The organism is Phycicoccus sonneratiae (assembly GCF_016887965.1).
GTDB lineage: Bacteria > Actinomycetota > Actinomycetes > Actinomycetales > Dermatophilaceae > Phycicoccus > Phycicoccus sonneratiae.
This window is the reverse complement of sequence record NZ_JAFDVD010000015.1, coordinates 22,327-41,199: the sequence shown is the minus strand read 5'-3', so window position 1 is coordinate 41,199 and position 18,873 is coordinate 22,327. Positions and strand designations below refer to the sequence as shown.

14 protein-coding genes are annotated in these 18,873 nt (G+C 73.2%); 8 read left to right on the top strand and 6 right to left on the bottom strand.

All coding sequences use genetic code 11. From position 1 onward, the window contains the following. Positions 1-13: 13 nt before the first annotated feature. The gene (locus JQN70_RS13505) at positions 14-1,285 is read right to left on the bottom strand and encodes an ROK family protein (RefSeq protein WP_307835980.1); all 1,272 of its coding nucleotides are present in this window, start codon (positions 1,283-1,285) and stop codon (positions 14-16) included. 68 nt (positions 1,286-1,353) lie between these two features. On the opposite strand from JQN70_RS13505, the gene xylA reads away from it, so the two are divergent. Then, positions 1,354-2,532: a xylose isomerase gene (xylA, locus tag JQN70_RS13500; RefSeq protein WP_204131882.1), complete on the top strand. Its 1,179-nt coding sequence runs from the start codon at positions 1,354-1,356 to the stop codon at positions 2,530-2,532. Between the two features lie 12 nt (positions 2,533-2,544). Here xylA and JQN70_RS13495 read toward each other — a convergent pair whose 3' ends face one another. Then, positions 2,545-3,570, bottom strand: coding sequence for a LacI family DNA-binding transcriptional regulator (locus tag JQN70_RS13495; RefSeq protein WP_204131881.1), 1,026 nt, complete (start codon positions 3,568-3,570; stop codon positions 2,545-2,547). A gap of 9 nt (positions 3,571-3,579) precedes the next feature. Continuing rightward, a complete protein-coding gene (locus JQN70_RS13490) occupies positions 3,580-6,030 on the bottom strand; it encodes a glycoside hydrolase family 3 N-terminal domain-containing protein (RefSeq protein WP_204131880.1) in 2,451 nt (816 codons plus the stop codon). Between the two features lie 334 nt (positions 6,031-6,364). Between JQN70_RS13490 and JQN70_RS13485 the strand changes: the two genes are divergently transcribed. The 3 genes from JQN70_RS13485 to JQN70_RS13475 all read left to right on the top strand — a co-directional run bounded on the left by JQN70_RS13485 (position 6,365) and on the right by JQN70_RS13475 (position 9,566). Further along, positions 6,365-7,723, top strand: coding sequence for an extracellular solute-binding protein (locus tag JQN70_RS13485; protein WP_204131879.1), 1,359 nt, complete (start codon positions 6,365-6,367; stop codon positions 7,721-7,723). Then, positions 7,720-8,649, top strand: coding sequence for a carbohydrate ABC transporter permease (locus JQN70_RS13480; RefSeq protein ID WP_204131878.1), 930 nt, complete (start codon positions 7,720-7,722; stop codon positions 8,647-8,649). The genes JQN70_RS13485 and JQN70_RS13480 overlap by 4 nt, the downstream gene beginning before the upstream one ends. 95 nt (positions 8,650-8,744) lie before the next feature. Then, positions 8,745-9,566, top strand: a complete 822-nt coding sequence (locus JQN70_RS13475) for a carbohydrate ABC transporter permease (protein WP_204132044.1) — start codon at positions 8,745-8,747, stop codon at positions 9,564-9,566. A 16-nt stretch (positions 9,567-9,582) separates the two neighbouring features. Here the strand turns inward: JQN70_RS13475 and JQN70_RS13470 are convergent, their stop codons facing one another. Beyond that, positions 9,583-11,073, bottom strand: coding sequence for an FGGY-family carbohydrate kinase (locus JQN70_RS13470; protein WP_307835979.1), 1,491 nt, complete (start codon positions 11,071-11,073; stop codon positions 9,583-9,585). 1 nt (position 11,074) lies between these two features. Next, positions 11,075-12,112, bottom strand: a complete 1,038-nt coding sequence (locus JQN70_RS13465; protein WP_204131877.1) for a LacI family DNA-binding transcriptional regulator — start codon at positions 12,110-12,112, stop codon at positions 11,075-11,077. A gap of 96 nt (positions 12,113-12,208) precedes the next feature. Between JQN70_RS13465 and JQN70_RS13460 the strand changes: the two genes are divergently transcribed. From JQN70_RS13460 to JQN70_RS13445, 4 genes are all read left to right on the top strand, one after another. After that, the gene (locus JQN70_RS13460) at positions 12,209-13,294 is read left to right on the top strand and encodes an ABC transporter substrate-binding protein (protein ID WP_204131876.1); all 1,086 of its coding nucleotides are present in this window, start codon (positions 12,209-12,211) and stop codon (positions 13,292-13,294) included. A 64-nt stretch (positions 13,295-13,358) separates the two neighbouring features. Continuing rightward, positions 13,359-14,219 (top strand): ATP-binding cassette domain-containing protein, encoded by an 861-nt coding sequence (locus tag JQN70_RS13455; protein WP_204131875.1) that lies wholly within the window; start codon positions 13,359-13,361, stop codon positions 14,217-14,219. Continuing rightward, a complete protein-coding gene (locus tag JQN70_RS13450) occupies positions 14,216-15,448 on the top strand; it encodes a sugar ABC transporter permease (protein ID WP_204131874.1) in 1,233 nt (410 codons plus the stop codon). The genes JQN70_RS13455 and JQN70_RS13450 overlap by 4 nt, the downstream gene beginning before the upstream one ends. Beyond that, entirely contained in the window at positions 15,445-16,476 is a 1,032-nt protein-coding gene (locus JQN70_RS13445) for an NAD(P)-dependent alcohol dehydrogenase (RefSeq protein ID WP_307835978.1), read from the top strand. Before JQN70_RS13450 ends, JQN70_RS13445 begins: the two co-directional genes overlap by 4 nt. A gap of 46 nt (positions 16,477-16,522) precedes the next feature. Here JQN70_RS13445 and JQN70_RS13440 read toward each other — a convergent pair whose 3' ends face one another. Next, positions 16,523-18,793, bottom strand: coding sequence for a glycoside hydrolase family 3 C-terminal domain-containing protein (locus JQN70_RS13440; RefSeq protein WP_204131873.1), 2,271 nt, complete (start codon positions 18,791-18,793; stop codon positions 16,523-16,525). Positions 18,794-18,873 lie beyond the last annotated feature (80 nt).

Genomic DNA, 18,873 nt, shown 5'->3' with positions numbered 1-18,873 from the left:
GGTTCGCGCCCGGTCAGGCCGAGTCGGACCCGCTCTGCGGCAACCGGTTCCGTTGCAACCAGGCGAACGGTCGCTCGACCACGTCGTCGAGCTCGGCGAGCGCCGCGCCGGTCGCCGCCGGAGCGGGCCCCCCACCCGCGGCCCGGACGACCGGTGGCACCCACCGCGACGACAGGACGCGTCGCGCGAGGGTCGCCTCGAGCGGCGCGCAGAGGAGGTCGCCGACCTGCGCGAGGTGTCCCCCGAGGACGATGGCCGGGGTGTCGATGAGGTTGACGGCCCCGGCGAGGGCGATGCCGAGCGCCCACACGGCGCGTTCGACGGCCGCCGACGCGGCGGGGTCGCCGTCGGCGACGAGCCGCGGCAGGACCTGCCCGACGACCGCGGGGTCGACGCCCACCAGGGCGGCGAGCTCGTCACGCCCGACGTAGCGCTCGAGGCACCCCGTCGAGCCGCACCGGCACGGCGGACCGTGCGGGTCGACGCAGACGTGCCCGATCTCGCCCGCCCAGCCGTGCCGGCCGGTGAGCACCGACCCGCCGACGACGACCGCGCCGCCGATGCCGACCTCGCCCGAGACGTAGAGGAAGTCGCGCAGCGGACCTTCGCGCCCGGGAGCCGGCGCGGCGACCGTGCGGGCGGCGAGGTCGGCCTCGTTGCCGAGCCGGAGCCGGAGCCCGCCGAGCGCGGCCGGGGTCAGCAGCGTGCGGGGCGTCACCTCGCTCCACCCGAGGTTGGGGGCGACGAGCAGGGTGTCCGACGCCGTGCCGACGACCCCGGGCAGGGCGAGCCGCGCGCCGGCGAGCGCCACCCCGGGAGGCACGTCGTCGAGGACCCGGCGGGCGAGGGCGGCGAGGTCGGTCAGCACGTCGTCAGCGGACCCGCCGCGCAGGTCCCGCTCGAGGGCGCCCTCGGCGAGCACCCGCCCGCCAAGGTCGACGACCCGGGCGACGAGCCCGGCGACGTTGACGAGCATCCCGAGGGCGGCGACGGGACCGGCGACGAGCGGCGTGCCCGGCCGTCCCGACCGCACCGGGCCCGGGGCCTCGGTCTCGGCGAGGACACCGCCGCCGAGCAGGTCGTCGACGAGGCGGGAGACGGTCGAGCGGGTGAGCCGGGTGCGCTGGGCGACGTCGGCCCGCGACGGCGGGACCGGGGACTCGAGGACCGTGCGCGTGACGAGGCGCAGGTTCGTCTCGCGCAGCGTGCCCTGCGACGCCCCGCCCGCCGGACCGGGCGGGGGCACGACGCCGTGCTCTCCGGTGTCGTCGGTCGGCGGGCTCACGGCATTGACCCTACCGGCCGGAGGGGATATGTTGCATGGAACAACAAACTCGACGCGGAGGAGTCGCCATGACCCGTCAGCCCACCCCCGAGGACCGGTTCAGCTTCGGCCTGTGGACCGTCGGCTGGACCGGCACGGACCCCTTCGGCGGCCCGTCGCGACCGGCGCTGGAGCCGTGGGAGTACGCCGACCGGCTCGCCGAGCTCGGCGCGTGGGGCATCACCTTCCACGACAACGACGTCTTCCCCTTCGACGCCGACGCCGCGACGAAGGCCGACCGGGTCGGCCGGCTCAAGGCCGCGTGCGACTCCTCGGGGCTGACCATCGAGATGGTCACGACGAACACCTTCAGCCACCCGGTGTTCAAGGACGGGGGCCTGACCGCCAACGACCGCGGCGTGCGCCGGTTCGGGCTGCGCAAGGTCCTCGGTGCGGTCGACCTCGCCGCCGAGCTCGGGGCGAGCACCTTCGTCATGTGGGGCGGCCGCGAGGGCAGCGAGTACGACGGGTCCAAGGACCTGCACTCGGCCTTCGAGCGGTACAGGGAGGGCCTCGACACCGTCGCCGGCTACATCAAGGACAAGGGCTACGACCTGCGGATCGCGTTGGAGCCCAAGCCGAACGAGCCGCGCGGCGACATCTTCCTCCCCACCGTCGGGCACGCCCTGGCCTTCATCGCCGAGCTCGACCACGGCGACATCGTCGGCCTCAACCCCGAGACCGGGCACGAGCAGATGGCCAACCTCAACTACACCCACCAGCTCGCCCAGGCCCTCTGGTCCGGGAAGCTCTTCCACATCGACCTCAACGGCCAGCGCGGGCTGAAGTACGACCAGGACCTCGTCTTCGGGCACGGCGACCTGCTCTCGGCCTTCTTCACCGTCGACCTGCTCGAGAACGGCTTCGCCGGCAACCCGGACGCCCCGCGCTACGACGGCCCGCGGCACTTCGACTACAAGCCCTCGCGCACCGAGTACCTCGACGGCGTGTGGGAGTCGGCGAAGGCGTGCATGCAGACCTACCTGCTCCTCGCCGACAAGGCGCGCGCCTTCCGGGCCGACCCCCGGGTCACCGAGGCGATGGAGTACGCCGGCGTGGGCACGCTCGCGGAGCCGACCCTCTCGCCCGGTGAGTCGCTCGCCGACCTCCTCGGGACCGACGACGGCTTCGACCCCGAGAAGGCCGCCGAGCGCGACTACGGGTTCGTCCGGCTCAACCAGCTCGCCGTCGAGCACCTCGTCGGCTGAGCCGACGCGCCGTCAGCCGGCGGAGGGGCGGGCCGTCGAGGCGCGGACGACGAGCTGCGTCGCGAGCGCGACGTGCGGCGCGTCGACCGTCCCGCCGTCGGCCAGCCGCAGGGCGGTGCGCAGCGCGAGCCGCCCCATCTCGCCGAGCGGCTGCCGGATGGTGGTCAGCGGCGGCGAGCCGGTGGTCGCCGAGGGCGTGTCGTCGAAGCCCATCACCGACACGTCCTGCGGCACCCGCAGGCCGACCTGCCGGGCGGCCTCGATGACCCCGAGCGCGACCTCGTCGGCGCCGCAGAACACGGCCGTCGGGTGCTCGTCGCGGTCGAGCAGCTGGAGCCCGCCCTGGAGGCCGGTGTCGAAGTCGAAGACCTGACCCGCGGTGACGAGCCCGGGGTCGAGGGCCAGGCCGTGCTGCTCCATCGCGGCGCGCAGACCGCCGACCCGGGCCGCGTTGCACGCCGCGCGCAGGGCCCCGCCGACGTAGCCGATCCGGGTGTGCCCGAGGGCGATCAGGTGGCTGCCCGCGGTGAGTCCGCCGGTGAAGTTCGTCGACCCGATGCTCGGGGCGCTGCTGGCCTGCGGGTCGATGGGGTCGATGAGGACGACGGGCAGCGAGGCGTCGGAGAGCGCCCGGACCTGCTCGCGCGTCATCTCGCCGGTCACCGAGATGAGGGCGCAGCGTCCGGAGCGCGCCAGGGCCCGGGCCCAGACCCCGGGCGAGGCGTCGCGGCCCTCCATCGACACGCGCGTGCTCAGCGTGACCGAGACGTCCTCGTCGGCCGCGGCGTCCGCGACACCCTGGACCACCTCGCTCGTGAAGGGCGAGTGCATGTGGTCGACGAGCAGCTCGACCGACCGGGTGGCGTCCCGGCGGCGCCGCGGCTGGGCCGTGTACTCGTGCGCCTCGAGGACCTGCTGCACCCGGGCCCGGGTGCTCGCCGCGACGTCGCTGCGCCCGTTGAGGACCTTGCTGACGGTCGCGACGGAGACGCCGGCGGAGTCGGCGATCATCGCGAGCGTCGGGCGGTCGGTCGTCACGGGGGCACTCTAGGGCTGCGCTTCCTCGGACGAGAGCACGACCGGGGTGCTGAGACGCCGGTCGGGGCCGACCTCGCGGACCGCACCGGTGAGGTCGAGCACCGCGCGGCACGGCACGTCCTCGGCGGAGCGGCCGACGAGGACCTCGACGGGGCCCGGCTCGACGACGCGCCGCAGGTCGCGGTCGACGAGGGAGAGCCGGTCCGTGTGCACCGTGAACGTCACCGTCCGGCTGGACCCCGCCTCGAGCGGCACCCGGACGAAGCCGAGCAGCTGGCGGACCGGTCGCACGACCGAGGAGAGCAGGTCGCGGACGTAGAGCTGCACGACCTCCTCGCCGGCCCGGTCGCCGGTGTTGGTGACCCGGACGGTGACCTCGACCTCGCCGTCGGTGCCGACCGCGTCGCCGGAGAGCACGAGGTCGGAGAGCTCGAAGGTCGTGTAGCTGCGCCCGTGCCCGAACGGGAAGAGGGCGGAGGCGTCGAGGCTGCTGACGCCGGCGCTCTCCGGCGAGCCGAGCGGGGGCTGGAGGTAGGTGCGCGGCTGCCCGCCGGGCCCGACGGGGATCTGCACGGGCAGGTGGCCCGACGGCTGGATCCGCCCGGAGAGCACGCCGGCGACGGCCGGGCCGCCCTCCTGGCCGGGCATGAAGGCCTGGACGAGCCCGGCGGCGCGCGGTGCCCAGGCGCCGAGCGCGTAGGGACGGCCGGACACGACGACGACGACCACCGGTGTGCCCGTGGCGATCACGGCGTCGAGCAGGTCGGGCTGCACGCCCGGCAGGCGCAGGTCCTCGGCGTCGCAGCCCTCGCCGGACGTGCCGATGCCGAACAGTCCTGCGCGGTCGCCGACGAACACGACCGCGAGGTCGGCGTCCGCCGCGAGGGCCGCGGCGGCGTCGATCCCGGAGGCGTCGTCGCCCTCGACGGCGCATCCTCGCTCGTAGCCGATCTCGCTGTCCGGCAGCTCGGTGCGCAGTGCGTCGAGCATCGTCACCACGTCGACGCCCAGGCCGCGACCCGGGTAGCGGGGGAGCACGTGGTTGGGGAACGCGTAGCAGCCCATGTGCGTGCGGGGGTCGTCGGCGCAGGGTCCGACGACGGCGACCCGGGCCGGTGCCTGCCGGCCGGTGCCGAGCAGCGGCAGCGCGCTGCCCGGGTCGAGGAGGACGACCGAGCGCTCGGCCATCCGCGCGGCGATGTCGCGGTTGCCCGGGGAGTCGAGGTCGAGATCCGCAGCCCGCGCGACCGAGCCCTCGGGCGTCCAGTCGGGGTCGAGGAGGCCGAGCTCGACCTTGTGCCGCAGGTGCCGTCGCACGGCCCGGTCGACGAGGGCCTCGTCGAGCCCGCCGGCCCGGACGAGGTCGGCGAGGTGCGGCCCGAAGCCGGAGGTGTCGGGCAGCTCGACGTCGATGCCGGCCGCGAGGGCCGCGGCCCCGGCTCCCTCGACGTCGGCGGCGACCCGGTGCATCGAGGAGAGGAACGGCACGGCCCAGTAGTCGGAGACGACGGTGCCCTCGAAGCCCCACGCGTCGCGCAGGACCTCGGTGAGCAGCCAGTGGTCCGCGCCGGCCGGGATGCCGTCGACGTCGCTGTAGGCGTTCATCACCGACTTCGCCCCCGCCGCGCGGACGGCGGCCTCGAACGGCGGGAGGACCACCTCGAGCAGCTCGCGCCGGCCCATCGACACCGGGCCGTGGTTGCGGCCGGCGCGGGACGCGGAGTACCCGGCGAAGTGCTTGAGGGTGGCGACGACGCCGGCCGACTGGAGACCCCGCACGTACGCCGCGCCGAGCGTCGCGACGACGTGCGGGTCCTCGCCCATCGTCTCCTCGACCCGGCCCCACCTCGGGTCGCGAACGACGTCGAGCACGGGCGAGAGGCCTTGGTGCACACCGGCATCGGCCATGTCACGGCCGATGGCGGCGGCCATCTCTTCGACCAGCCCGGGGTCGAAGGTGGCCGCCCAGGCGATCGCCGCGGGGTAGACGGTCGCGCCGAAGGTCGTGAAGCCGGTGAGGCACTCCTCGTGGACGAGGGCCGGTACCCCGAGCCGGCTGCCCTCGAGGACGACGTGGTGCTGGCGCACGACCTCGGCCGCCCCCTCCGCCACCGAGAGCGGGACGCTGCCGTACACGCGGGTCAGCTGGCCGAGGCCGTCGCGGCTGGCGTCCTCGAGCGAGATGCTCCCCGAGGCGGCGAAGACGTCCTGCATCGGCGCCACGTTGAACGTCTCGGGCGTGTCGTCGCCGCCGGCAGGAGGCGCGGGCGGCGCGTCGTCGGCACCGGCGGCCATGTCGTTGCCGACCCACCGGCTGCCCAGCTGGCCGACCTTCTCCTCGAGGGTCATCGCCGCGAGCAGCGCCTCGACGCGCTCGTCGACGGGGCGCGCGGTGTCCCGCCACACCTCGGCGGTGGCGGGCCGGGGGGCCGGGTCGACGGCGGACTGCGCCGAGTTCATGGTGACTCCGATCGAAATTTCGAGAGCAACGAGGGGGCGACCGGGTCGCGGCCGACGGGGCGTCAGAGAGCGAGTCTGGCTGCTCGGCCACCACTGCGCAAGCGCCATCTTCGGTGACCGACCTCGGGGTGGGCCGTGCCGGGACCGTGATCGGAGCGTCACCTCCGGACCCATTGACACACCGGACGCGGCGGTTCTACGGTGTCGCTGCGGCCGAAAGTGATCGAAACTTTCGAGCGCAGCGAGCCCCGTGCGGAGCCCGCACCCGGCGGCGGGCCATCGCCGCCCCGACCCCGCGGCGTCGCCGCACCGGCTACTCGGGAGAGAGATCAGCGTGGATCCTCAGACTCAGCACCGTCAGACCGCCACCCGCCGCGCCGTCCTCGGCCTCGCCGCGGGACTGCCGCTCATCGGCGGTCTCGCCGCCTGCGGCTCGTCGGGTCCGGGCGCCTCGTCCTCGAGCGGGGGCGGCGGTGGCTCCGGCACCGGCGCCAGCTTCTGGTCGCTCAGCGGGCAGCCGCAGGAGGACATCCGCAAGCAGTCCGTCGAGCAGTACAACGCGGCCAACCCGAACGAGAAGGTCACCCTGACCCTCTTCCAGAACGACGCCTACAAGCAGAAGGTCAAGACGGCGCTCGGCGCCGGGCAGGCCCCGACGATCCTCTGGGGATGGGGCGGCGGCGGGCTCAAGAGCTGGGTCGACGCCGGTCAGGTCGACGACCTCACCGACTTCTTCAGCCAGAACGCCGCCCTCAAGGACCGGATCTTCCCGTCCTCGTTCGGTGCTGCGACCGTCGACGGCAAGGTGTACGCGCTGCCCTGCGAGACGGTCACCCCGATCGTCCTCTACTGGAACAAGAAGGTCTTCGACAAGGTCGGCGCCCAGCCGCCGCAGTCGTGGGGTGACATCCTCGACCTCGTGCCGAAGTTCAACGCGGCGGGCATCGCGCCCTTCTCCCTGGGCGGCCAGTCCCGCTGGACGAACATGATGTGGCTGGAGTTCCTCTTCGACCGGATCGGCGGCCCCGAGGTCTTCCAGGCCGTGTTCGACGGCGAGAAGGACGCGTGGAGCAACCCCGCGGCGATCCAGGCCCTCACCGAGATGCAGAAGCTCATCAAGGCCAATGGCTTCGTCAAGGGGTTCGCGTCGATCACCGCCGACTCCAACGCCGACCAGGCGCTGCTGTACACCGGCAAGGCGGCGATGATGGTGCACGGCGCCTGGACCTACGGCGGCATGAAGAACGACGGTGGCGACTTCGTCTCCAGCGGCGGCCTCGGCTACATGAACTTCCCCGGGGTCGACGGTGGCAAGGGCGACCCGAGCGACTCGGTGGGCAACCCCGCCCAGTACCTGTCGATCTCCTCGAAGGCCTCCGCCGACGAGAAGAAGGCCGCGATGGACTTCCTCGCCAAGAGCCAGTTCACCGACGAGATGCTCAAGGCCTGGATCGGCTCCGGCAACATCCCCGTCGTGCAGGGCTCGGACTCGCTCATCGGCGGCGACGACGCCGACTGGCTGAAGTTCCAGTACGACATCGCGTCGAACGCCAAGACCTTCGCGCAGTCCTGGGACCAGGCGCTGCCGCCGACCCAGGCCGAGGTGCTGCTCGACAACATCGCCAAGCTCTTCCAGCTGTCGATCTCCCCCGAGCAGTTCGCGTCCAACCTCAACGCGGTCATCGGCACGTGACCGCCGGCCCCGGCACGGTGCCCGTGCCGCCGTCCGTCGCCGCACCCCGCGGCGGCGGACGGCACGGGTCGCTGTGGTGGCTCGTCGTCCCGGCCCTCGTCTTCTTCGTCACCTTCGGCGTCGTGCCCCTGCTCGGGGTGCTCGGCCTGTCGTTCGCGAACTGGAACGGCATCGGCGCGATCACCCCCGGCGGGCTCGGGGCGTGGCGGCAGGTGCTCGGGGACCCCGGTCTGCTGCACTCGCTCTGGGTGACCTTCGAGATCATGGCGATCTCCTGGGCGGTGCAGACGCCGGCGTCCATCCTGCTCGGCACCTTCCTCGCCGGCCCGCAGCGCTACCGGGGGTTCCTCGCGGTGCTCTACGTGCTGCCGCTCCTGCTCTCGTCGGCGGCGCTGGCCGTGACGTGGAAGGCCCTGCTCGACCCCAACTTCGGGCTCGGGGCCGGGCTGAAGATCCCTCTCCTGAGCCAGAACTGGCTCGGGGAGGGCGGCCTCGCGGTCGGGGTCGTCATCTTCATCGTGTCGTGGCAGTTCGTGCCGTTCCACGCGCTCATCTACCAGGGCGGGGTCCGCCAGATCCCGCGCTCCCTCTACGAGGCGGCCGAGATCGACGGCGCCGGCCGCATCCGGCAGTTCTTCTCGCTGACCCTTCCGCAGCTGAAGTACACGATCATCACGTCCTCGACGCTCATGGTCGTCGGCTCCCTGACCTTCTTCGACCTCATCTTCGTGCTGACGGCCGGCGGCCCCGGTGACGCGACGCGGGTGCTCGCGGTCGAGATGTACCAGACCGGCTTCCTCGGCAACCAGATGGGACCGGCCAGCGCGATCGCGGTCATCATCGTGCTCAGCGGCCTCGTCATCGCCCAGCTCCTGCGCCGCCTCGGTGGCCGGGACGCCTCCGCCAGCCAGCTCGAGGGGATGTGACGAGGGTGGCCACCACGACGTCGTCGACGACGACCGAGCCGGCCCCGCCCGGGGCCGACCGGGCACCGGCACCCCCCCGGCGGGCCCGCCGCGGCCTGGGCCGGTTCAACGTGCTCGGCGGCCTCGCCGGCTGGGTGTGGGTGGCCATCGTCCTCGTGCCGATCTACTGGATCGTCATCACGAGCTTCAAGTCGCAGAGCACGTACTACGTGACCAACCCGATGCTCCCGCCCACCGAGCCGACCCTCGACTCCTACCGGCTCGTCATCGAGAGCGACTTCGCGCGCTACTTCGTCAACAGCGTCGTCGTCACCGCGGGGGCCGTCGTCCCGGCGGTCGCCATGTCGTTCATGGCGTCCTACGCGATCGTGCGCGGCGGCGGCACGTCCCGGTTCCTGCGGATCTCGAACTCGCTGTTCCTGCTCGGCCTCGCGATCCCGCTCCAGGCGGTCATCATCCCCGTCTACCTCATCGTCATCCGGATGCGGATGTACGACTCCCTCGGCGGGATGATCCTGCCGAGCATCGCCTTCGCGATCCCGCTCTCGGTGCTCGTGCTGTCGAACTTCATCCGCGACGTGCCCCGCGAGCTCTTCGAGTCGATGCGCCTCGACGGGGCGTCGGAGTGGACGACGATGTGGCGCCTCGCCTTCCCGCTGACCCGGCCGGCCATCGTCACGGTGACGATCTACAACGCGCTGCTCACGTGGAACAACTTCCTCCTGCCGCTGATCCTCACCCAGGACCCGAGCAAGCGGACGCTGCCGCTGGCGGTCTGGAGCTTCCAGGGGCAGTACGGGGTCAACGTGCCGGCGGTGCTCGCCTCCGTCGTGCTGACCACGCTGCCCATCGTCGTCTTCTACGCCATCGGGCGGCGCCAGCTGCTCGCCGGGATCACCGCCGGCTTCGGCAAGTAGGCCCGGGGCCCGGTCCTCAGCCGGAGCCCTCCTGCAGCTCCGCGAGCAGGTGGGCGTGCCGCCGGGTCGCCGGGTACAGCGACGTGTAGCCCTCGTAGAGGGTGTCGTAGAGCTCGCGATGCGTCGGGTCCGGCTCGACCACGTGGTCGACCGTGGCCCAGTCGGCCTCGGGCGCAACGAGACCCACGCCCTGAGCCGCGAGCAGCGCATCGCCGTAGGCCGCGCCGATCGTCTGGGCGGGGACGTCCTGGGGCCGGCCGGTGACGTCGCTGACCACCTGGGTCCACAGGCCGCCCTGCGTCCCGCCGCCGACGGCCACGAGTCGGCGCACCGGGTTGTCGGGGGCGTCGAGGAGCTCGAGGATCTGCCGGATGCCGTAGGCGATGCCCTCGTACGCGGCCCGGTAGAGGTGGCCGCGGCCGTGCCGCAGCGTCAGGCCGGCGACGACGCCGCGGGCGCGGGTGTCGAAGATCGGGGTGCGCTCGCCGGCGAAGTAGGGGAGGAGCAGCAGGCCGTCGCTGCCCGCGGGCACGGCGGCGGCCTCGGCGACGAGGGTCTCGAAGGGGGCGCCGCCGGTGAGGTCGCGCAGCCACGAGGTGAGGCTGCCGGACGTCGACATGCCGGCCGCGAGCGAGAGCCCGCCGGGGGCGACGCCGCGGGTGTTCCACAGCTGCGGGTGCGGTGCGAGCCGCTCGAGCTCCTGGACGAAGAACATCGTCGAGCCGTACATGAGCATGAGGTCGCCGGGTGAGCGGACGCCCGCGCCGTGGGCCTCGGCCCACGCGTCGACCGTGCCGGCGCACACGGGGGTCCCGACGGGCAGGCCGGTGGCGGTCGCCGCGGCCTCGTCGATCGCGCCGACCACCTCGCCGGACCACGCGAGCCGGGGCGCGGGCAGCCCGGCCATCACCTCGTCGTACCAGTCCTGCGCCCACGCGGCGGCACCGATGTCGTAGAGCGGCACGGACTGGCTGGCGGTGTGGTGGTCGAGCACGTACTCACCGCTGAGGCGGAAGGCCGCGTACGAGCCGGCGCTGAACCACCGACGCGCCCGCGCCCAGACCTCGGGCTCGTTCCGCCGGACCCAGAGGGCCTTGGGGCCGACGGCCTGCGTCGTGATCGGCGTGCCGCAGCGCGCGAAGACCGCCTCGGTGCCCAGCCGCTCGTCGAGCTCGGCGATCTCGCGGGTGGCCCGGCCGTCGATGCCGTAGAGCACCGCCGGACGGACCGGGACCCCGGCGTCGTCGGTGAGCAGCAGGCAGGGCCCGAGGCCGCTGACGCAGACCGCCGCGACGTGCCGTCCCGGCGTCACGAGCTCGCGGCAGAGGGCGACGACGTCGGCCCACCAGACCTGCTCGGCGTCCATCTCCGCCCACCCGGGGCGCGGCATCGACATGCTGCCCTCCCGGGGCCGGGTCGCCGTGGCGACGACCGTCCCGTCCGGGGTCGCGAGGACCCCCTTGCTGCTGCCCGTGCCGATGTCGATGCCGAGGACCAGCTCGTCCACGTCACTCACCTCCCGCGGTGGCCCCGAGGGGGGCGCTCGAGGCGCGCGCGACGAGCGTCGGCGCGAAGACCTGGTGGGGCTCGGCGGGGGTCTCGCCGCGGACCACCGCCCGGAGCAGCTCGAAGGCCGCGGTGCCCATCGCGTAGTGGGGGCGGGCGACGGTGCTCAGCGGGACGGCGAGCTGGGCCGCGAGCGGGATGTCGTCGTAGCCGAGCACGGACACCTGGCCGGGGACGTCGACCCCGTGCCGCGGCAGCTCCTGGAGCAGGCCGACCGCGACGACGTCGACCGCGCAAGCGACCGCCGTCGGGCGCTCGGCGACGGGCATCTGGGCGAGGGTGCGCCCGGCGGTCCGGCCCCCCTCCACCGACAGCGGGCAGTCGAGCTCGACGAGCTCGACCCCGGCCTCGGCCGCCGCGGCCCGGACCCCCTCGAACCGGTCCTGGACGGGCACGGCGAGCGAGGGGTCGCCGACGAAGGCCAGCCGCCGGTGCCCGAGCTCGAGGAGGTGCTCGGCGGCCAGCCGGCCGCCGAGCACGTCGTTGACCCCGACGCTGACGACGCCGTCGCGGGGGTCGGTGCGGTCGAGGACGACGACCGGCACGCCGCCGGCGCGGACCTGGTGCAGCTCCTGGGAGCGGGGGTCGTGCGGCACGACGACCGCTCCGGCGACGCGGTGCTCGGAGAAGACCTTGAGGGCGGCGCGCTCGCGCTCGAGGCTGCGCGCGCTGTTGGACATCAGGAGGGTCATGCCGGCCTCGGCGGCCGCGTCCTCGACCCCGCGGGCCATCTCGGCGAAGGCCGGGTTCCAGGCGTCGAGGAGGAGCAGCCCGACGGTGCTCGAGTACCCCGCCCGCAGCTGGCGCGCGGACTCGTCGCGGACGAAGCCCAGCTCCTCGATGGCCCGCTCGACGGCCTCCCGACGGGCGGTCCCGACCCGCTCGGGGTGGTTGAGCACGTGGGAGACGGTGCCGACCGACACCCCGGCGGCGCGGGCCACGTCCTTGAGCCCCACTCGTCGCATCGCCACGTTCGACATCCCCTGACTGTGATGCTTGACACGTTTCAGAAACGGACCCTACCATCGTGGCACATCGGCTTGAAACGATTCAAGACCTCAACGAGGAGGAACGCAATGACGCGTGGTCGCAGGTATCGAGGCGTGCTGGCGGTCGGGGCCGGCCTGGTCACACTGGTCGCGGCCGGCTGTGGGTCCGGGGACGACGGAGGGTCCGGAGGCGGCGGGGACGCGGCCAAGGTCGCCTTCCTCATGCCGGACACCGGGTCGACGCGGTACGAGCTGCACGACCGTCCCGGGTTCGAGAAGCGGCTCAAGGAGCTGTGTCCGACCTGCCAGCCGCTCTACAACAACGCCGACGGCAGTGCCGACAAGCAGCAGCAGCAGTTCAACTCCGCGCTGGCCCAGGGCGCGAAGGTCATCGTCCTCGACCCGGTCGACTCGGCCGCGGCCGCCTCCCTCGTCAACGCGGCGCACTCCAAGGGCGTCAAGGTCATCGCCTACGACCGGCCGATCCCCGACATCAAGGTCGACTTCTACGTCTCGTTCGACAACGAGAAGATCGGCCAGTCGATCGCGACCTCGCTCCTCGAGAAGGTCAAGGCCGGGGGCGAGGTGCCCGCCGGCTCGGGCCTGCTCCTCGTCAACGGGTCGCCGACCGACGCCGCGGCCGGGCTCATCAAGAAGGGCGTGCACTCCGCGGTCGACGGCAGCGGGATCCCGGTCCTCGCCGAGTACGACACGATCGAGTGGAAGCCGGAGAACGCCCAGAAGTTCGTCAGCGGTCAGATCTCGCGCTTCGGCGACAAGATCATCGGCGTCGTCGCCGCCAACGATGGCACGGCCGGCGGCTCGATCGCCGCGTTCAAGGCCGGCGGGGTCAACCCCAACCCGCCGGTGAGCGGCAACGACGCCACCGTCGCGGGCCTGCAGCTGATCATCGCCGGCGACCAGTGGAACACCATCAGCAAGCCGAGCGAGATCGTCGGCGGCGCCGCGGCCGAGGTCGCGGTCAAGCTGATCAACGGCGAGACGCCCGAGACGACCGGTGACCTCTTCGGGTCCCCGTCCAAGCTCTACGACCCGACGCTCGTCACGGCCGAGAACCTCAAGGCCGAGATCGTCGACAAGAAGATCAACACGGTCGCCGAGCTCTGCACGTCCGAGTACGCCGCCGCCTGCCAGAAGCTCGGGATCTCCTGAGCCCGACGGCCGCCGGGACCCCTCGGTCCCGGCGGCCGGTCGGCCGACCCCAGGGAGGGCAACGATGACCACCACCGCCAGCACCACCGGGAACGACACCGCCACGTCCACGCCGCTGCTCAGCCTGCGGGGCGTCACGAAGACCTTCGGCGCCGTCAACGCGCTGACCGACATCGACCTCGACGTCGCGCGCGGCGAGGTCGTCGCGCTCGTCGGCGACAACGGCGCGGGGAAGTCCACGCTCGTCAAGGTGCTCTCCGGCGTCCACGCGCCGGACGCCGGGACGATCTCGTTCGAGGGACGGGAGGTGCAGGTCGCCGACCCCGCAGCCGCGATCGACCTCGGCATCGCGACGGTCTTCCAGGACCTCGCGCTCTGCGAGAACCTCGACGTCGTCGGCAACCTCTTCCTCGGCCAGGAGCGCAACCGCGCGCGCCTCGACGAGGTCTCGATGGAGGTCACGTCGTGGGAGCTGCTCCAGCAGCTCTCGGCGAAGATCCCGACGGTCCGCATCCCCATCGCGTCGTTGTCCGGCGGCCAGCGCCAGACCGTCGCCATCGCCCGGTCCCTCCTCGGGGACCCGAAGGTCATCATCCTCGACGAGCCGACCGCGGCCCTCGGGGTCGCGCAGACCGCCGAGGTCCTCGACCTCATCGAGCGGCTCCGGCAGAGAGGGCTCGGCGTCATCATGATCAGCCACAACATGGAGGACGTCCGGGCGGTCGCCGACCGCGTCGTCGTCCTGCGGCTCGGCCGCAACAACGGGGTCTTCGACGCCCACGGCGTCTCGACCGAGACGATCATCGCCGCCATCACCGGGGCGAGCGACAACGTCGTGACCCGCCGGCGCGAACGGCTCGACGGCGCCGCGGGGGAGGCGGCCGCCGGCCGACCCGCGACCACCGACGAGGAGGTGGCCCGGTGAGCACGCTCCAGCTCGACCGCTCAGACGAGCGCCTGTCGCACGACCTCACCCCGGCCGGTCGCGCGCGGGCCGCCTTGCGCAACATCCGGTCCGGAGACCTCGGCCCGCTCCCCGTCATCGTGGGGCTCGTCATCATCGCCGTCATCTTCCAGAGCCTGAACCCGGTGTTCCTCTCGAGCGGCAACCTCGTCAACCTCATGCTCGACTCCGCGGCGGTCGGGGTCATCTCGCTCGGCATCGTCTGCGTCCTGCTCGTCGGCGAGATCGACCTCTCGGTCGGGTCGGTCAGTGGTTTCACCGCGGCCGTCGTCGCCGTGCTCTTCGTCCGCCACGACTGGAACTGGGTGCTGGCCGTCGTCGTCGCCCTCGGCATCGCCACCCTCATCGGTCTGACCTACGGCCTGGCCCTCACCCGGTTCGGCATGCCGAGCTTCGTCGCCTCGCTCGCCGGCCTGCTCGCCTTCCTCGGGCTCCAGCTGGCCATCCTCGGCGACCAGGGGTCGGTCAACCTGCCGTTCGACTCCTTCCTCGTGACCTTCGCGCAGGTGTCGTTCGTCCCACCGTGGCTCGCGTACGTGCTCGCCGCGCTCGCGCCGGCGGGCATGCTCGCCGCGGGGTACGAGACCTCGAGCCGGCGCCGCCGCGCCAACCTCTCGGCGACGTCGGTCCGGGTCCTCGTCGTGCGCGCCGTGGCCCTCCTCGTCGGCCTCGAGTTCGTCGCCTGGTACCTCAACCGGGAGCGCGGCATCGGCTGGATGGTCGTCTTCTTCGTGGCCCTCGTCGTGATCCTCAACTACGGCATCACCCGTACCGGCTGGGGGCGCTCGCTGCTCGCGGTCGGCGGGAACGTCGAGGCCGCGCGCCGCTCGGGCATCGGGGTGCGCCGGATCTACCTCAGCGCCTTCGCGGTGTGCTCGTTCCTCGCGGCCCTCGGGGGCATCCTGGCGGCGGGCCGGCTGGCCTCGGCCAACCTCAGCAGCGGCACGGGCGACGTCAACCTCAACGCCATCGCGGCGGCGGTCATCGGCGGTACGAGCCTCTTCGGCGGGCGGGGCAGCGCCTGGTCCGCCCTCCTCGGTACCGTCGTCATCGCGGCGATCGCCAACGGCCTGACCCTGCTGAACCTCGACTCGTCGTACCGGTTCGTCATCACGGGTCTGGTCCTGGCCGTCGCCGTCGCGATCGACTCCCTCGCCCGCCGCTCCCGTGCCTCGCACGGCCGCGCGTGAGCACCCGACCCACCCTCGAGGAGGACGCCATGACCATCCGCGCGGCCGTCATGACCGAGCTCGGCCAGATCGAGATCCAGGACCACCCGGAGCCGGTGCCGGCTCCGCACGAGGCCGCCGTCCGCGTGCGCGCCGTCGGCGTGTGCGGCTCCGACACGGCGTACTTCACCGTCGGGCGGATCGGGGACTGGGTGGTCGACGGGCCGATCGTGCTCGGCCACGAGGTGTCCGGCGAGGTCGTCGGGGTCGGCGAGGAGGTGACCTCCGTCGCCGTCGGCGACCGGGTGGCGATCGAGCCCGGCACGCCGTGCCGGAACTGCCGGGAGTGCATGGCCGGCCGCTACCACCTGTGCCCGGACCTCGCCTTCCTCGCGACCCCGCCGTACGACGGCGCGCTCGTCGAGGTGATGACGATCGACGCCCGCAACCTGCACGTCATCCCGGACTCGATGGGCTACGAGGAGGCCGCGCTCCTCGAGCCACTCTCGGTCGGCATCTGGGGGTGCCGCCGGGCCGGCCTTGAGCCGGGCGACGACGTGCTCGTCACCGGGGCGGGCCCGGTCGGCCTCCTCGCGGGGGCCGTGGCGCGGGCGTTCGGGGCCGGGTCGGTGACCGTCACCGACCCCAGCGCCTTCCGGCTCGGGCTCGCCGAGCGGATGGGCCTCGGCACCGACACCGACCCGGACGCCCGCTTCGACGTCCTGCTCGAGTGCTCGGGCGCCAAGGGCGTTCTCGCAGAAGGGCTCCGGCGCCTCCGGCCGGCCGGGCGCGCGGCGATGATCGGGATGCCGAAGGACGAGCTGGTCGGGCTGCCGCTCTCGCAGCTGACCGTCAACGAGCTGAGCCTCAGCCTCGTGCACCGGTACAACCACACGTGGCCGCTGGCGATCTCCCTCGTGGCGTCCGGACGCGTCGACGTCGCGCCCCTCGTGACGCACCACTTCCCCCTTGCCGAGACGGCCGACGCGCTCCTGCTCGGGAAGCGCGTCACCGACTCGGTCAAGGCGGTCATCCACCCCGACCGGTGAGACGGACGCGTCCGCGGTGTGAGGGCCGCGGACGCTCCGCCGCGGCTCAGTGGCGGGCCGTCCACTCGGCGGCGACGGCGTCGAGCGCGTCGTGGCCGAGGCTCAGGCCGCCGAAGTTGGCGAGGGTGGACATCGGCATCGTGCCGACGACCGGCAGCAGCTCGTCGTCCATCGCCGCACCCGGTTCACCGCCGGCGACCGCGGCCGTGACGAGCTCGCGGCCGAGCGGGTCGGCGAGCCACTCGTGGAGGGTGGAGTCGCGGGTCAACGGCGGGGCCACGCGAGGGGCGTCGACGTGCACCTCGGCCGTGAGCGCCAGGTCGCGGGAGTGCTGCCCGACGGCCACGACGAACCGGCCGGCCTCGACCACCCAGCGGTCGAGCTGCACCGACCACCACGAGAAGGCCCGCTGGTCGAGGACGATCTCGACGACCTCGGAGGCTCCCGGCTCGAGGGTCACCTTGGCGAACCCCTGGAGCGTGCGCACCTCGCGGTCGACCGAGGCCTCGGGGTCGGCCACGTAGCACTGCACGACGGTCGCCCCGGCCCGCTGTCCCGTGTTGGTCACCCGCACCGCCACGGTGGCGGCGAGGTCGTCGTCCTCGACCGCACCGGTCGTCCCGACCACGAGGTCGGACAGCTCGAAGTCGGTGTAGGACAGCCCGAAACCGAAGGGGAACGCGACCTGCCGGTCCGCCTTGTCGTACCCGCGGTACCCGATGTACCGACCCTCCCCGTAGGTGACGACCTGGCTGTCACCGGGGAAGTTGAGGAACGAGGGGTCGTCCTCCAGCCGCAGGGGCATCGTCTCGGCGAGGCGTCCGGAGGGGTCCACGCGGCCGGTGAGGACGTCGAGCAGCCCGCTGCCGGCGGCCTGACCGCCGAGCCAGGCCTCGACGAGCGCCGAGGCGTGGGGCAGCACCTCGTCGACCCGGACCACCGACCCGTTGACGAGCACGACGACGACCGGGGTCGCGGTCGAGCCCGCCTCCTCGGCGACCGCCCGCAGCGCCTCCAGCTGCTCGCGGGGCAGGTCGAGGTGTGTGCGGTCGAAGCCCTCGGACTCGTGGCTCGCGGGCAGGCCGACGACCACGACGGCGACGTCGGCGTCCCGGACCACCGCCCGCGCCTCGTCGAGCAGCGCCGCACCGTCGGCATCGGCCGTCGGGCGGTCCTCCAGCGGGTACCCCGGGGCGAAGGCGACCTCCCCGAGTACCTCCCTGGCGGCGTCGAGGACGGAGTCGACCCGGGTCGGGTTGACCTGGGAGGACCCGGCGCCCTGGAAGCGCGGCGTCCGCGCCAGCTCCCCGACGAGGGCCACGCGGGCCGACGGGTCCAGCGGCAGCGAGCCGTTGTTGGTCAGCAGCACCACCGACTCGGCGGCCGCCGCCCGCGCGAGGGCGTGGTGGGCGTCGAGGTCGAACGTCTCGCCGGCACCGGCCGCCTCCGTCGCGCGCGAGACCAGCCGCAGGACGCGGGCGACCCGGTCGTCGAGCACGGACTCGTCGAGCCCGCCGTCGCGGACGGCGGTGACGACGGCCTCCGGGCTGCGGCCCAGGGCCGGCGGCATCTCGAGGTCGAGTCCGGCGAGCAGGGCCGGGACGCGGTCGTACACCGCGCCCCAGTCGGAGACGACGACGCCCTCGAACCCCCAGTCCTCGCGGAGGACCGTCGTGAGCAGCCACGGGTTGGCCGACGCCGAGAGTCCGTTGACCTTGTTGTAGGCGCACATCACGGTCCACGGCTGCGCGGAGGTGACGACCTTCTCGAAGGCCGGGAGGTAGATCTCGCGCAGGGTCCGCTCGTCGACCCGGGCATCGACGCGGAGCCGGTCGGTCTCCTGGTTGTTCGCCGCGAAGTGCTTGAGCGACGTGCCGACGCCGAGCGACTGGATGCCCGTGACCATCGCGGTGGCCAGCACGCCGGCGAGGTGCGGGTCCTCGGAGAAGTACTCGAAGTTCCTGCCGCACAGGGGAGACCGCTTCATGTTGACCCCCGGCCCGAGGACCACCGACACGTTGCTCGCCCGCGCCTCCCGGGCCAGGGCCTCCCCGACGCGGCGCAGCGTGCTCGGGTTCCACGTCGACGCCAGGGCCGAGGCGGTGGGGAAGCAGGTGGCGGGGAGGGAGCCGCCGATGCCCACGTGGTCGCCGACGCCGGGTTGCGCGCGCAGGCCGTGCGGACCGTCGGAGACCATGATCGCCGGGATGCCGAGCCGCTCGACCGGGGCCGTGTACCAGAAGGACGAGCCGCTCGTCAGCGCCGCCTTCTCCTCGAGGGTCAGCCGTGCGAGCAGGTCGTCCACGTCGAGGGTCATGGTCCCCAGTGTGCTCTCCCCGCCCGGCCTGCCGAGGGGACGCGCTGCCCAGGATCCGCGCCGCGTCCCCTTCCCATCGG